The sequence below is a fragment of the Stenotrophomonas sp. 116085_Sma genome, assembly GCF_056479585.1.
The window spans coordinates 1,578,083-1,591,772 of sequence record NZ_CM151057.1 but is presented as its reverse complement, the minus strand read 5'-3'; the positions used below and the strand labels follow the sequence as shown (position 1 = coordinate 1,591,772).

The window sequence follows — 13,690 nt, the reverse complement described above, 5'->3', positions numbered from 1 at the left end:
ACAGGGAAAAGGTCGAGCTGGACGATGACCAATGGTAAACTGTGCGGCCGGCCACTGCGCCGGACCCGCTCTTTTCCCCCGCCAGTCCATCTCTTCTGCCTTTCCGGGAGCCCACGCCATGCAGAAACCCGCCGTCACCGTCATGGTCAAGGCCGCCCGCCTCGCCGGCAACGTCCTGTTGCGCAACATCAACAAGCTCGAGGCACTGAACGTGGTGCAGAAGGGCCGGATGGACTATGCCAGCGAAGTGGATGCGGACGCGGAAAAGGTCATCGTCAAGGAACTCAAGCGCGCCTACCCGGACTACGGCATCTTCGGTGAAGAAGGTGGCGTGCAGGGCGAGCGCCGCCAGATGTGGGTCATCGACCCGCTGGATGGCACCAGCAACTACCTGCGCGGCGTGCCGCACTACTGCGTGTCGATCGCCCTGGTCGAGAATGGCGAGCCGACCGATGCGGTCATCTTCGATCCGCTGCGCAATGAACTGTTCACCGCCAGCCGCGGCGCCGGTGCCGTGCTGAACGACCGCCGCATCCGCGTGGCCGACCGCAAGGATCTGGAAGGCACCATGATTCACACCGGCTTCGCCCCGCGCGAGCGCAGCCGCGCCAGTGCCCAGCTGAAGGCGGTCGACGCCCTGCTGGTGCACGGCGAGGACATCCGCCGCACTGGTTCGGCCGCGCTGGACCTGGCCTACGTGGCCTGCGGCCGTGCCGATGCCTACTTCGAAGCCGGCGTGAAGGCGTGGGACATCGCCGCCGGCCTGCTGCTGGTCCGCGAAGCGGGCGGCAAGGTCTGCGACTTCAAGGGCGCCACCCTGGGCCGCATGGACAACCGCGGCCCGGAGACGCACCAGATCGTGGCCGGCAACCTGAAGGTGGCAGAGTCGTTGCAGAAGGTGCTGGTCAACACCGGTTACGCTGCCGAGTTCGACGCGAAGTTCTGAGCGTCCACGTAACGGGGTTCACTGAAACGGCACCTGCGAGGGTGCCGTTTTCGTTTGTGCGCCCACGCATCGACGCACCGGGCGATGCCCGGGGATCATTTCCGCGACCGCGGAGGGGTGTCACTTTCTTTGCGCGCAAAGAAAGTAACCAAAGAAACGCTCCGCCAGCCGCGAGCCGTCGCTACGCGCCGGTACCCTGCGCTTCTCGGCGAATCAGGGGACGGCGCCGAACTCGCTACGCTCAAACACCGGCGCCTCTTCGCCCCTGATTCCCCTGCGATGCTCGGCTCGCTCAAGGCGGACTGGAAGGTCAAGATCAACATCAACAGCATCCACGCGTGGCGTGGATCAACCGGGTGCTGCTGTGGATCTTGACCTTTGGGTCCGCCTTGAGCGAGCCGAGCACCGCAGGTCCGGCGAGGGCGAAGAGGTGCGGGTGTCTGAGCGCAGCGAGTTCCCGCACCGTCCCTCGACGGGCCGAGGAGCGCAGGGTACCGATGCGCAGCATCGGCTCGCGCCCTGGCGGCGTGTTTCTTTGGTTACTTTCTTTGCACGAGCAAAGAAAGTGACACCCCTCCGCAGGCGCGAAAACGATCCGCCGGGCGCGACCCGGCATCAGCAATGCATTCCCGCAAACAAAACGCCCGGCGCGAGGCCGGGCGTTCCTGCACTACCTTGAAAGCAGAGGCTTACGCCACCGTCGACGCCCGCAGCGCAGCAATGCGCTCTTCCAGCGGCGGATGGCTCATGAACAGCTTCTTCGCGGTCGAACCGGCAATACCGAATGCAGCGATCTGCGTCGGCAGCGTGCTCTGGCCGTGGTTCAACTGCAGGCGCTCCAGCGCGGCGATCATCTTCTGGCGGCCAGCCAGCGAGGCACCGCCTGCATCGGCGCGGAACTCGCGGTGGCGCGAGAACCACATCGCGATGATGGTGGCGAACAGGCCGAATACCATCTCCAGCACGAACACGATGATGAAGTAGGCGAAGCCACGGCCGCCGCCTTCGCGGTTGCCCGACAGCGCGCTGTCGATGATGCCGCCGACCACGCGGGCCAGCACGATCACGAAGGTGTTCAGCACACCCTGCAGCAGCGCCATGGTGATCATGTCACCGTTGGCGACGTGGGCGATCTCGTGGCCCAGCACCGCTTCGGCCTCATCCTCGCTCATGTTGTGCAGCAGGCCGGTGGACACCGCCACCAGCGCGTTGTTGCGGTTGGCGCCGGTGGCGAAGGCGTTGATCTCCGGGCCATCGTACACAGCGACTTCCGGCATGCCGATGCCGGCGGCCTTGGCCTGGCGCTCGACCGTGGCCAGCAGCCAGCGCTCGGTCTGGTTGCGCGGCTCGGTGATCACCACCGCACCGGTGGAGCGCTTGGCCATCCACTTGGACAGCAGCAGCGAGATCAGCGAGCCACCAAAACCAAAGATCGCGGCCATGACCAGCAGGCCACTCATCTGGTTCGAACTGACCCCCAGCAACGACATCACGATGCTGGCGAGGATCAGGACCGCGAAGTTGGTCGCCAGGAACAGGGCAATGCGGGTAAACATGGGAAAATCCGGCTCGGAAGGGGGCGATACCGGTCAATTTGCGGTGTGGTCAGCTTGAATTCAAGCGCCAACCTGACCGACGATTCAGCCAGCATGATCTCCCCCATTCCCTGCGGCCGCTTCGCGCCCTCGCCGACCGGCCTGCTTCACCCCGGATCCCTGCTCGCCGCCTTCGGCAGCTGGCTGCTTGCACGCCATCACGGTGGCCTTTGGCGGCTGCGCATCGAAGACGTCGACCCACCGCGCACTGTGCCCGGTGCCGCCGAGGCACAGCTGCAGGCGCTGGCGGCATTCGGCCTGGTCCACGATGGCCCGATCGTCTGGCAGAGCGCGCGCGGCGTCGCCTACCAGGCCGCGCTGGACGTGCTGCTTGCCAGCGACCAGGCCTTCGTCTGCCACTGCAGCCGCAGCGACCTGACTGCAAGCGGCGGCATCCACCATCGTTGCGTCGCCCGGCAATCTCGACCGGACCCCGCCGTCCGCTTCCGCGTGCAACCGGGCAGCATCGTGCGCTTCACCGATGGCCTGCGTGGACCGCAGCAGCAGGATGTGCACGCCGAGGTCGGCGACTTCGTGCTGCGCCGTGCGGATGGCTGCTGGGCCTACCAGCTGGCAGTCGTGGTCGATGACGCCGCACAGGGCGTGACCGAGGTAGTGCGCGGCGCCGACCTGCTCGACTCCACCGCACGACAGATCCTGCTGCAGCAGGCATTGTGCCTGCCAGAACCGCGCTACTGGCACCTGCCGCTGCTGCTGGATACGCCGGGCCACAAACTTTCAAAGTCGCTGGCCGCACTGCCGGTGGACAGTTCGCGCCCGCTGCCGGTGCTGCGCCAGCTTTGGCAGCTGCTCGGCCAGGCACCCGGGGCACTGGAACCTGCGCACGATCTGGACACGCTGCTGGCGGCCGCCCGGCAGGCCTTCGACCCGGCGCGGCTGCCACGTGCCGACATCCTGCTGCCACCCGGCGCACTTTCCGCGCCGATGTTGCAGAATCCCCCCTCCCCCACCTGATTTCCGGACAGCATCCCATGACATCTCGCGTCGCACTGGTCACCGGCGGAACCGGCGGCATCGGCACCGCCATCTGCCAGCGCCTGGCCGACCAGGGCCACCGGGTCGCCACCAATTACCGCGACGAGGGCAAAGCCCGCACCTGGCAGCAGGCGATGGCCGAACGCGGTTACAGCGTGTCGATCTTCCCGGGTGATGTCTCCGATCCGGACAGTGCCGAAGCACTGGTACGTGCAGTCGAGGCCGAACTGGGCCCGGTCGAGATCCTGGTCAACAATGCCGGCATCACCCGCGACACCACCTTCCATCGCATGCGCGCGGACCAGTGGCACGATGTGATCAACACCAACCTCAATTCGGTGTTCAACGTCACCCGCCCAGTCATCGAGGGCATGCGCCGGCGGGGCTGGGGCCGGGTCATCCAGATCAGCTCGATCAACGGCCTGAAGGGCCAGTACGGCCAGGCCAACTACGCGGCTGCCAAGGCCGGCATGCATGGCTTCACCATCTCGCTGGCCCGCGAGAACGCCGGCTTCGGCATTACCGTCAACACCATTTCGCCCGGCTACGTGGCCACCGACATGGTGATGGCGGTGCCGGAAGAAGTGCGCGCCAAGATCGTCGCCGACATTCCCACCGGGCGCCTCGGCAAGCCGGAGGAAATCGCTTACGGCGTGTCCTTCCTGGTCGCAGAGGAAGCCTCGTGGATCACCGGCAGCAACCTGGACATCAATGGCGGCCACCATATGGGTTGGTAAGCGGCGCTGGCGGCCGCAGCGGCGCACATCCGCAGCCCCTGCCAATGGTCATGCTGCGCAGCACGCAAACCCTTGTTGCGCAACATGATCCCCCGTGAAAGCCAAGCCTGGCGGGGGCTGAGGCGGTTGCAACGGCTGCTGCACTGCGCCATGCTGCGCATCTACTGTGACGAGTGACCGCTTCAATGGCTGCGACCCGCATCATCAAGAAGTATCCGAACCGCCGTCTCTACGACACCGAGATCTCCAGCTACATCACCATCGAGGACGTGCGCCAGCTGATCCTGGACGGTGAAGACTTCGAAGTCCGTGACGCCAAGAGCGGCGACGACCTCACCCGTTCGGTGCTGCTGCAGATCATCGCCGACCAGGAACAGGACGGCGAACCGATGCTGTCCACCCAGCTGCTGAGCCAGCTGATCCGCTTCTATGGCGACTCCCTGCAGGGCTTCATGGGCAATTACCTGGAGCGCAGCATGCAGGTCTTCCTGGACCAGCAGCAGCAGTTCCGCCAGCAGATGGGCAACCTGCTGGGGCAGACCCCGTGGGCGATGATGAACCAACTGACCGAGCGCAACCTGGAGCTGTGGCAGGAATTCCAGCGCAGCATGGGCACCGGTTTCGGTGGTCCGCGGCCGGGTGGCACAGGTACCGGCACCGGTACCGGCAACAAGCCCAACGAACCCGGCACCGGTACTGGCACCGGCGGCAAGACCCGCCGCTGAGCCGCTGTACCGTCGGATGCGAAAACGGCGCGCCCGATGGCGCGCCGTTTCGTTTTGTGCCCCCGGCGGAGCATCAACGTTTCGCCTTGCACCCCGTGCATACGCGTTCGACCTTGTAGCCCTTCGCCTTCAGCTTCTCGACCACGCCGTCACTGCCAAGCAGGTGCAGCGTACCGACCACCACCAGCGTGCCACCCTGCCCGGCCTGCAGGTACGGCAGCAGCTTCGGTACCCACGCATCGTTGCGCCCGGTGTTGATGCGCTGGTAAAGCTGCGGGTACTGCTGGCGCATTTCCGCGGCCATCTTCGTCCACAACACGCGCTCATCGCCGCGCCGCCATGCGTCGTGCAGCTGGCGTGCCTGCTCATCGCCCTTGCCCGCCTGGTCCAGCGCCTCGGACAGCATCTGCCGCTGCTCCTGCACGGTCATGCCGTCGAGCATGCCGATCTGGGTATCGATGTCTTCCAACCCAGCGGTCTTGCGGCCGGTCTTCTGCGCGCGCTCCATGAAATGACGGTCCAGGCCCAGCGCCGGGTCCAGGCCCATCTTCTGCATCTGCCCGACCGAAATGCTCAGGCCGACGAACCAGGGCTTCATGCCCTGCATCTGCGCCAGCGGAAGCTTGTTCCCGGATGCAAACGCCTGCAGCTTCTGCCAAGTGGCCGCGTCAAGATCGCGCTTGAGCTCGCTGCCATCGGTGCGCACTGCAGCCTGCACCATGCGACTGGCCAGCTGCGGCGACTGCATGTCCTCCGGCGACAGTTCGAACACGACCCGCTTCGAAGCCTCGAAGGCCTGCTCGACGTCGGGCGACAGCGGGTAGTCCTGCGGCTTCAACAGGTGGAATGATCCAAGCAGGTACACGCGTGAATCACCCGGGCCGGTCACCTTCCACAGCAGTGGCACCGGCGGCTTGGCTGCCGCCGTGGCAGCGGCGTCGGCGGCCGGTGCATTGCGCGCCGGTGCCAGCGGTGCGATTGCAAGCGCTGCCATCAGCAGCGTTGCACGGAACAGTTGCTTCAACGGCATCTCAGCCTTCTCCTTCAGACAGGTGGTAGGCCTTCTCGCCCGCTTCCATGCGCAGGTCCAGCCGGTTCTCCGGCGGCGCCAGCGGGCACGTGGCATAGGCGGTGAATGCGCACGGCGGGTTGTAGGCATGGTTGAAATCGATGCGTACCGTGCCGTCGGCAGAGGGTGCATCGGTATCCAGGTAGCGCCCGGCCGGATAACTGCCGCGGCCACTGGTGCGGTCGGCAAAGATCAGGAACAGCGGCTGCCCGGTGGCTCCGATCGCCTCCAGCCGCCATGTGCGGCCATCGCGTTCGAATTCGACCGCGCCCGCATTGGGCATCTCGGTGGTCAGGCCGGTGATGTCGACGATGGGCAGGGTCTTGCCCGCCGGATGCGGGATGAAGCGTGCCTGCACCTGCCAGTCCGGACCACCTGGCCAATACTCCAGCCCGGCGAAATCACGGCGCGCCTGCGCATCGGCATGTTTGACCCGCAGCGCATCGCGCGGCCCGCGCCGGATGATGCTGAGCTGGCCTTTGCCACCGTCGAAGGCCAGCAGCGTCGGCTGCGGATCCTTGTCGGTGTCGACGCGGATACGACCACGCACCGGTTGGCCGTCATGGCTGACGTCCACACCGGCTTCGGGCGTGAACCACCACTGGCCGCCCTCGCGACGCAGCAGGCCCAGCTTGTCCGGGCCGACCGTCAGGCGGATGCCATTGGTGGCACCACTGCCGACGAAGTGTGATTTGTTCTGCAGCCAGTGCAGGCCGACCAGGGCCGTCCAGCCATCGGGCCGGGTCAGGTCCTGGTAACGGGCCACCCGCCATTGCTGCTGCGCGGCCGCATAGGCCGGATCTTCAGCGACCTTCGGCGCCGGCGGTGTCGCCGGGCTGCACGCGGCCAACAGCAAGGCGGCCAGCAGGCCGCCCATTCCCCGATAACGCATCGATGCTCCCCTCAACGTCCGCGCAGGAACCAGCGGTCGATTTCCGCCAGCGAAAAACGGGCCCAGGTCGGCCGGCCGTGGTTGCACTGGCCGGACCGCTCGGTGATTTCCATGTCGCGCAGCAGCGCGTTCATTTCCGGCACGGTCAGGCGCCGGTTGGCACGCACCGCACCGTGGCAGGCCATGGTCGACAGCAGTTCGTCACGTGCGCTGGCCACGCGGCGGCTCTGGCCATGCTCGCGCAGGTCGGTCAGCACGTCGCGCAGCAGCCCTTCCGGTTCGGCATGCGCCAACAGCGCTGGAATGCTGCGCACATGCAGCGATCCGGGGCCGGCACGGGTCACCTCGAAACCGAGCGCCGCCAACGTCTCGGCTTCACTTTCGGCCGTGTCGGCCTCGCGCTCGCCCACTGCCAGCGTGATCGGCACCAGCAGCGGCTGCGACTGCAGGCCGATACCGTCGTGCGCGTTCTTCAGGCGCTCGTAGCCGATGCGCTCGTGCGCGGCATGCATGTCGACCACGATCAGGCCTTCTGCGTTCTCCGCCAGAATGTAGATGCCATGCAGCTGCGCGATCGCATAGCCCAGCGGCGGCACACCGGCATCGGCACTGGTGACCGGCAGTCCGTTCTCGGTGGGCATCGGCGGCAGCGCCGCCCCGCGTTCGGCACCGGCCGGCGTGGCATACAGCGCGGCGTAGGCCGCCGGCGCATCAGCCACCTGCAGCCCAAGGGGTTGCTGCGGGCGCCAGCCGGAAAAACCGCCACCACCGCCGCCTGAGCCGGCACCGGGCGCAGGCCCACGCACCAGCCCGAAACCCGACGCGCCTACGCTCGATGCCATCGCCGCAGCAGCGGCGTCCCCCGCAGGCACCGGACCGGCCCCGATCTCCTGCGCCGACATGCCGGCACGGGTGTCGGCCAGCGCATCCTTCAGCGTGCGGTAGACGAAGTCATGCACCAGCCGCGAATCACGGAAGCGCACTTCATGCTTGGCCGGGTGCACATTGACGTCGACCCGGGTCGGGTCGAGCTCAAGGAAAAGCACATAGGCCGGCTGGCGGCCGTGGTACAGCACATCGCCGTAGGCCATCTTCACCGCATGGGCGACGCTGCGGTCGCGCACCGAACGGCCGTTGACGTACAGGTACTGCTGGTCGGCACTCGCGCGTGAATAATGCGGCTGCGCGATCCAGCCATGCAGGCGCAGGCCCGCGCCACTGTGGTCCACGCGCACAGCCTGGTTGGCGAAGTCCTCGCCCAGCGTTTCGGCCAGCCGCGCATCGGAATACAGGTCGCCCGGCTTGTAGCGGCGCGAGGCCTTGCCGTTGTGCGACACGCGCAGCTCGACATCCGGTCGCGCCAGCGCCAGCGACCGCAGCCATTCTTCGATATGGCCCAGTTCGGTACGCTCGGCGCGCAGGAACTTGCGTCGCGCCGGTACGTTGTAGAACAGCTCGCGCACTTCCACCGTGGTGCCCGGCGCATGCGCGCGCGGTGTCACTTCGCCGATCTTGCCGCCTTCGATCTGCAGCGCCGATCCGTGTTCGTCATGCGCGCGACGCGAGGACAGGGTGAAACGGCTGACCGAGGCGATCGAGGGCAGTGCTTCACCACGGAAACCGAGCGTAGCCACCGATTCGAGGTCGTCGAGGTCGGCGATCTTGCTGGTGGCATGGCGCGATACCGCCAGTGGCAGCTGTTCCGGTGCGATGCCACTGCCGTTGTCGCGGATGCGGATCAGGCGGACACCGCCCTCTTCCAGGTCGATGTCGACACGGCTGGCGCCGGCATCGATCGCGTTCTCGACAAGTTCCTTGACCACCGATGCTGGACGTTCGACCACTTCGCCGGCGGCGATCTGGTTGATCAGGATTTCCGGCAACGGCCGGATCGGACGCGGGCCGGGCGCGCTCATGGGAGAGGATGGGCAGCAGACTTCATGGGTCGATGATAGCGGAGCCACACGCCCGCCGGGCATGGCCCGGCGCTACACGGCGCGCGGAACGGCTTACTTGCTGCCGCCGGCCATGGTCCCGGCGGCGTCGATCTCGGCCTGGGCACGGGCCGCGTACAGCGTCCCCGGCGGTGGCTGGCGGCTGAAGAAGGTGTGCACACCGTCGAGCACGGCACCGGCAATCTTGCGCTGGTAGGCCGGATCGATCAGGCGGCGCTCTTCGTCCGGGTTGGAGATGAACGCGGTTTCCACCAGCATGGCCGGCATGTCCGAGGTGCGCAGCACGGCGAAGTTGGCGCGTTCGATGTTCGGCTTGTGGTTGTTGCCGATCCGCTTCAGGCCGCCCAGCACGTGGCCGGCGGCGTCTTCGGAGGCCTTCATGTAACCGCTCTGGGCCAGGTCCAGCAACACGTTGGCGAGCGTGCCCTCGGTCTGCTGCAGGCGCACGCCACCCACCAGATCGGCCGCGTTTTCCTTGTCCGCCAGCCAGCGGGCGCGCTGCGAAGAAGCACCCTTGGTCGACAGCACATAGACCGACGAGCCAGTGGCCGAACGGTTTTCGGCCGCATCGGCGTGGATCGAAATGAAGATGTCGGCCTTGTTCGCACGTGCCTTCTGCGCACGCATCGGCAGCGGGATGAACACGTCGCTGTCGCGGGTCAGATAGGCCTTCAGGCCCGGCGTGGCGTTGACCTGGCGGGCAAGCTCACGGGCCACAGCGAGGGTGACATCCTTTTCGCGCTTGCCGGTCGGGCCGATCGCGCCCGGATCCTGGCCACCGTGGCCGGGATCGATGGCGACCACCAGATGGCGCATGCCGGCCTGCATGCGGATGCGCGAGGCATCACTGGGCATGGCCGGACGCGGCGGTTCCACCGGCGGCGGTGCCGGTGCCGGTGCCGGTACGGTCGCCGGCGGCGTGGTCACCACGGCGGCGGTGCGCTGGCCGGCGAGGATCGCGGCCGGCGAGGAAGAAGGCGAGCTGCTGGCCACCGTACCGGCAGCCGCAACCTGGGCCGGTGCGGTGGACGGCGCCGGGGTCGGCGTGGCCGGTGCGGCGGCGGTGGCACTGGCCTGCTGCCGCACCTGCGCGGTCAGCAGCGCGGTCGCACGCGCGGCATCGGTACGCGACTGCGCGCTTTCAGCCGGGGTCGGCGCGGGCGTGGCCACCGGTGCCTGCGGCTGCACCGCCGGCGTCACTGCAGGACGGCTGGCGGCCACGCCCGGGCCATCGCCCGGCCATTCGATCACCAGCTTGGATTCATTGCCCTCGCGCTGCATCTGCGGGCGGAACGGCGCCACCGATTCAGCAAGGTCGAAAACGACACGGAAGGTCCCCGGCACCGGCTGTCCGGTACGCACCGCCGTAACCACGCCCTGCGCGGCCGGCATCTTCAGGTTGCGTATGGCGCTGGAGTCCGGGAAATCGACCACCAGGCGGTTCGGTCCGGCCAGCGACAGGGTCTTGTAACCGCCACTACCGACCAGCGAAATCTCGGCACGGGTGCCGGTGGCGCCCGTATTCAGCAGAACCTGGCGGACCTCACCGGCCCACGCACTGACGCTCGCCAGACCCAGTCCGACGGCAGCACAGATGGCGATGAGACGGTTCCCCGGGCGCATGGCTCAGGATTCAATCACCGCGCTGAACGGAATGCAACACCTTTTTCCTTAATAATCCGTAACCTGCCGGTGTTTGTTCTCGTCAGCCGACAGAAATGGCCTGCAAGTCGCCCCCTTGAGGGAGCCGTTTCAGCCATTCATTCCCGACGTCGCTGGCCCCAGTGAGACGCACGCGGCGTCCCTGACCTTCGATTTCCAGCGCTACCACCAGATCGGTCGGTGGCAACGCGCCGGCGCCCCGCTCGGGCCATTCGACCAGCCACAACACCGCGCTGCCCTCATCCAGGCCAAGGAAATCCAGCTCGCCGGCCTGGCCGATGCGATACAGGTCCAGGTGCCAGGCCTCGCCGCCACTGGCCAGCGGATAGCGCTCGACCAGGGTATAGGTCGGGCTGCGGATGGCACCCTGCACACCCAGCGCGCGCAGCAGTGCACGGGCCGTGGTGGACTTGCCGGCACCGAGGTCGCCGCGCAGCTCGATCAGCGCCTGCGGCGGCCGGGTCGCCGCCAGCCACTGCCCGAGCAGTTCGGTTGCGTCGCTGTCGGCAAGGAAGAAATCAGTCATGAAGAGCGTTCCGGGTTGGCCAGTCGCCGCAGCGGCACCAGCAGATCAGTGGGAAGCAGGCCGCGTGCGCCGTCGGCGGCCGCAGCGTCGCCAGCGAGCGCATGCAGCAGGGCACCAGCGGCGGCAGCGTCGAAGGCGGCCAGCCCCTGCGCGCGCAGGCTGGCAATGATGCCGGTGAGCAGGTCGCCCATGCCTCCCACGGCCATGCCGGGATTGCCTGCAGCGATCAGCCGTGGCGCCTGCCCGGGCGCCGTCACGATGCTGCCCGCGCCCTTCAGCACCATCACGGCATGGAAGCGTTCGGCCAACGCCTGCGCACAGCGGTAGCGATCGGCCTGGATGTCAGCGGTACTGCAGCCGAGCAGGCGCGCGGCCTCGCCCGGGTGTGGCGTAAGGATGGCGTCCGGTAGCGCGCGCGGATCCTGCGCCAGCAGATTCAGTGCATCGGCATCAACCACCAGCGGTTTGTCGCCGGCCAGCACCCGCGCAAACAGTGCGTGCGCCCATTCGTCCTGGCCCAGGCCGGGGCCGATCGCCACCACCCTGGCCTTGTCCAGCAGCGCCGGCAGCACATCGCCATCTTCAAGCGCATGGGTCATGGCCTCGGGCAGCCGAGCCAGCAACGGGCCGACGTGATCGCGCCGGGTGCCCAGGCTCAACAACCCCGCACCGGCACGCAGTGCCGCTTCGGCTGCCATTGCGATGGCCCCGCCGCTGCCATGGTTGCCGCCGACGCACAGCACGTGCCCGGATTCGCCCTTGTGGGTATTGGCGCGGCGTGGTGGCAGCAGTGCCGGCAAACGCGCCTGTGTCCAGTGCTCCGCGGCGGGCGATGCGCCCTGCCATGCAGCCGCTGGCAGCTGCAGCGGTGCCAGCGCCTTCTGCCCGCAATGATCCAGCGCATCCCCGGTATACAGGCCGCGATGCGCCACGATGAACTGCAGGGTCAGTGCGGCGTTCACCGCCACACCCGGCACCGCGCCGCGGTCGGCATCCACGCCACTGGGGACGTCCAGCGCCAGCACCGGTGCTGCCTGCGCATTGACGGCGGCGATCAGCGCCTGCGCCGCGCCTTCGGGCGCGCGGTCGAAGCCCAGCCCGAACAGGGCATCGACCCAGATATCCGCCTCGGGCAAGGCCCCATCGAATTCCATGACAATGCCGCCGTCGGACTTGAAATCCGATGCTGCACGCTGTGCCAGCACGGTTGACGGTGGCTTGCCCGGCAAGGAGATCACCGTCACCACGCGCCCCGCCTGCCGTGCATGGCGGGCCAGCACCAGGCCGTCGCCGCCGTTATTGCCCGCTCCGACCACCACGCCGATCCGCCGCACCTGCGGCCAGTGCTGCAGCAGGCACTGCCAGGCAGCCTGGCCGGCCTGCGCCATCAGGCCCCAGCCGCCATCGGCAGCCAGTGCCGAGGCCTGCGCATCAAGCGCACGCGCAGCGACGGAATCAAACAGATCGGCAAGGTTGGCCATGCAGGGATTTTATACTGGTGCACATGTCCCCCGCCCCCACCCCTGTCGATCCGGCCCAGGCCGTGCAGCGCATCCGCGAACTGGCGCGTGCGCATGGCTTCCAGCGCTGCGGTATCGCCGGCATCGAGCTGGGCGAGGATGAGGCGCACCTGGCCGACTGGCTGGGCCAGGGCCTGTACGGCACGATGGACTGGATGGCGCGCCACGGCACCCTGCGCGCGCGTCCCGCCGAGCTGCTGCCCGGCACGGTGCGGGTGATCTCGGTAGGCATGGACTACAGCCACAAGGACGACACCGAAGCCTGGGCCACCCTGGCCGATCCCGGCCGCGCCTACGTGGCGCGCTACGCGCTGGGCCGCGACTACCACAAGCTGATGCGCAACCGGCTGCAGAAGCTGGCCACGCAGATCAACGACGAAGTGGCGCCGCTGGGCTACCGCGTGTTCGTCGATTCGGCCCCCGTGCTGGAACGTGCACTGGCGCGCAACGCCGGGCTGGGCTGGATCGGCAAGCACACCTGCCTGATCGATCGCCACGGCGGTTCGTGGTTCTTCATCGGCGAGATCTACATCGATATCCCGCTGCCGATCGATGTGGCGGCCACGGCACACTGCGGCACCTGCACGCGCTGCATCGATGTCTGTCCCACCCGTGCGATCACCGGGCCGCAGCGACTGGACGCACGGCGCTGCATTTCCTACCTGACCATCGAGCACGATGGCGCCATTCCCAAAGACATGCGGCCATTGATGGGCAACCGCATCTACGGCTGCGACGACTGCCAGCTGGTCTGCCCCTGGAACAAGTTCGCCAAGCGCACCGACGAAGCCGACTTCCGCGCACGCAACAACCTCGACACTGCCCGCCTGGACCAGCTGTTCGCCTGGGACGAAGCCGAGTTCCTGCACCGCACCGAAGGCAGCCCGATCCGGCGCAGCGGCCACGAGCGCTGGCTGCGCAACATCGCCGTAGCACTGGGCAATGCGCCGACCACGGCCGAAACGCTGGCCGCGCTGCACACCCGCGCCGACCATCCCTCCCCCCTGGTGCGCGAACACGTGCAGTGGGCGCTGGGCCAGCACGCACCGCGCTGACGTGCGATCCTG

The 13,690-nt window shown here is 67.6% G+C and carries 12 protein-coding genes; 5 read left to right on the top strand and 7 right to left on the bottom strand.

Features of this window, described 5'->3' with window-relative positions:
* Positions 1 to 118: 118 nt before the first annotated feature.
* Complete coding sequence (locus ACZK0Z_RS07385) at positions 119 to 946, top strand: inositol monophosphatase family protein (RefSeq protein WP_005417749.1); 828 nt, start codon at positions 119 to 121, stop codon at positions 944 to 946.
* 689 nt (positions 947 to 1,635) lie between these two features.
* Here the strand turns inward: ACZK0Z_RS07385 and htpX are convergent.
* Positions 1,636 to 2,502 carry a protease HtpX gene (htpX, locus tag ACZK0Z_RS07380; RefSeq protein WP_197620781.1) on the bottom strand — a complete coding sequence of 289 codons (867 nt, stop codon included), beginning with the start codon at positions 2,500 to 2,502 and terminating at the stop codon, positions 1,636 to 1,638.
* A gap of 93 nt (positions 2,503 to 2,595) precedes the next feature.
* On the opposite strand from htpX, the gene gluQRS reads away from it, so the two are divergent.
* The 3 genes from gluQRS to phaR all read left to right on the top strand — a co-directional run bounded on the left by gluQRS (position 2,596) and on the right by phaR (position 4,999).
* The gene (gene gluQRS / locus ACZK0Z_RS07375; RefSeq protein ID WP_049428597.1) at positions 2,596 to 3,516 is read left to right on the top strand and encodes a tRNA glutamyl-Q(34) synthetase GluQRS; all 921 of its coding nucleotides are present in this window, start codon (positions 2,596 to 2,598) and stop codon (positions 3,514 to 3,516) included.
* Between the two features lie 17 nt (positions 3,517 to 3,533).
* Positions 3,534 to 4,274, top strand: a complete 741-nt coding sequence (gene phbB / locus ACZK0Z_RS07370; RefSeq protein WP_049428595.1) for an acetoacetyl-CoA reductase — start codon at positions 3,534 to 3,536, stop codon at positions 4,272 to 4,274.
* 185 nt (positions 4,275 to 4,459) lie between these two features.
* A complete protein-coding gene (phaR, locus tag ACZK0Z_RS07365; RefSeq protein WP_049428593.1) occupies positions 4,460 to 4,999 on the top strand; it encodes a polyhydroxyalkanoate synthesis repressor PhaR in 540 nt (179 codons plus the stop codon).
* Positions 5,000 to 5,072: 73 nt separating this feature from the next.
* Here phaR and ACZK0Z_RS07360 read toward each other — a convergent pair whose 3' ends face one another.
* The 6 genes from ACZK0Z_RS07360 to ACZK0Z_RS07335 form a co-directional block, all read right to left on the bottom strand.
* The gene (locus ACZK0Z_RS07360) at positions 5,073 to 6,029 is read right to left on the bottom strand and encodes a TraB/GumN family protein (RefSeq protein WP_049428591.1); all 957 of its coding nucleotides are present in this window, start codon (positions 6,027 to 6,029) and stop codon (positions 5,073 to 5,075) included.
* Position 6,030: 1 nt separating this feature from the next.
* Complete coding sequence (locus ACZK0Z_RS07355) at positions 6,031 to 6,960, bottom strand: DUF1684 domain-containing protein (RefSeq protein ID WP_049428588.1); 930 nt, start codon at positions 6,958 to 6,960, stop codon at positions 6,031 to 6,033.
* An 11-nt stretch (positions 6,961 to 6,971) separates the two neighbouring features.
* Positions 6,972 to 8,876 carry a DNA mismatch repair endonuclease MutL gene (gene mutL, locus ACZK0Z_RS07350; protein ID WP_197632405.1) on the bottom strand — a complete coding sequence of 635 codons (1,905 nt, stop codon included), beginning with the start codon at positions 8,874 to 8,876 and terminating at the stop codon, positions 6,972 to 6,974.
* Positions 8,877 to 8,969: 93 nt separating this feature from the next.
* Complete coding sequence (locus ACZK0Z_RS07345) at positions 8,970 to 10,538, bottom strand: N-acetylmuramoyl-L-alanine amidase (protein ID WP_197632404.1); 1,569 nt, start codon at positions 10,536 to 10,538, stop codon at positions 8,970 to 8,972.
* 82 nt (positions 10,539 to 10,620) lie between these two features.
* On the bottom strand, positions 10,621 to 11,103 hold the full coding sequence (gene tsaE, locus ACZK0Z_RS07340) for a tRNA (adenosine(37)-N6)-threonylcarbamoyltransferase complex ATPase subunit type 1 TsaE (protein WP_099497572.1): 483 nt from the start codon (positions 11,101 to 11,103) through the stop codon (positions 10,621 to 10,623).
* Positions 11,100 to 12,584 carry an NAD(P)H-hydrate dehydratase gene (locus ACZK0Z_RS07335; RefSeq protein ID WP_197632403.1) on the bottom strand — a complete coding sequence of 495 codons (1,485 nt, stop codon included), beginning with the start codon at positions 12,582 to 12,584 and terminating at the stop codon, positions 11,100 to 11,102. The genes tsaE and ACZK0Z_RS07335 overlap by 4 nt, the downstream gene beginning before the upstream one ends.
* Positions 12,585 to 12,607: 23 nt before the next feature.
* Here ACZK0Z_RS07335 and queG point away from each other — a divergent pair, with 23 nt between their 5' ends.
* Positions 12,608 to 13,678: a tRNA epoxyqueuosine(34) reductase QueG gene (gene queG / locus ACZK0Z_RS07330; RefSeq protein ID WP_197632402.1), complete on the top strand. Its 1,071-nt coding sequence runs from the start codon at positions 12,608 to 12,610 to the stop codon at positions 13,676 to 13,678.
* Positions 13,679 to 13,690: the final 12 nt, after the last annotated feature.

Bases quoted from the DNA above. Each gene is read 5' to 3' on its own strand.
- queG (WP_197632402.1), top strand. From the start codon at position 12,608: ATGTCCCCCGCCCCCACCCCTGTCGATCCGGCCCAGGCCGTGCAGCGC.
- phbB (WP_049428595.1), top strand. From the start codon at position 3,534: ATGACATCTCGCGTCGCACTGGTCACCGGCGGAACCGGCGGCATCGGC.
- mutL (WP_197632405.1), bottom strand. From the start codon at position 8,876: ATGAGCGCGCCCGGCCCGCGTCCGATCCGGCCGTTGCCGGAAATCCTG.
- ACZK0Z_RS07335 (WP_197632403.1), bottom strand. From the start codon at position 12,584: ATGGCCAACCTTGCCGATCTGTTTGATTCCGTCGCTGCGCGTGCGCTT.
- tsaE (WP_099497572.1), bottom strand. From the start codon at position 11,103: ATGACTGATTTCTTCCTTGCCGACAGCGACGCAACCGAACTGCTCGGG.
- htpX (WP_197620781.1), bottom strand. From the start codon at position 2,502: ATGTTTACCCGCATTGCCCTGTTCCTGGCGACCAACTTCGCGGTCCTG.
- ACZK0Z_RS07385 (WP_005417749.1), top strand. From the start codon at position 119: ATGCAGAAACCCGCCGTCACCGTCATGGTCAAGGCCGCCCGCCTCGCC.
- ACZK0Z_RS07355 (WP_049428588.1), bottom strand. From the start codon at position 6,960: ATGCGTTATCGGGGAATGGGCGGCCTGCTGGCCGCCTTGCTGTTGGCC.
- ACZK0Z_RS07345 (WP_197632404.1), bottom strand. From the start codon at position 10,538: ATGCGCCCGGGGAACCGTCTCATCGCCATCTGTGCTGCCGTCGGACTG.
- ACZK0Z_RS07360 (WP_049428591.1), bottom strand. From the start codon at position 6,029: ATGCCGTTGAAGCAACTGTTCCGTGCAACGCTGCTGATGGCAGCGCTT.
- phaR (WP_049428593.1), top strand. From the start codon at position 4,460: ATGGCTGCGACCCGCATCATCAAGAAGTATCCGAACCGCCGTCTCTAC.
- gluQRS (WP_049428597.1), top strand. From the start codon at position 2,596: ATGATCTCCCCCATTCCCTGCGGCCGCTTCGCGCCCTCGCCGACCGGC.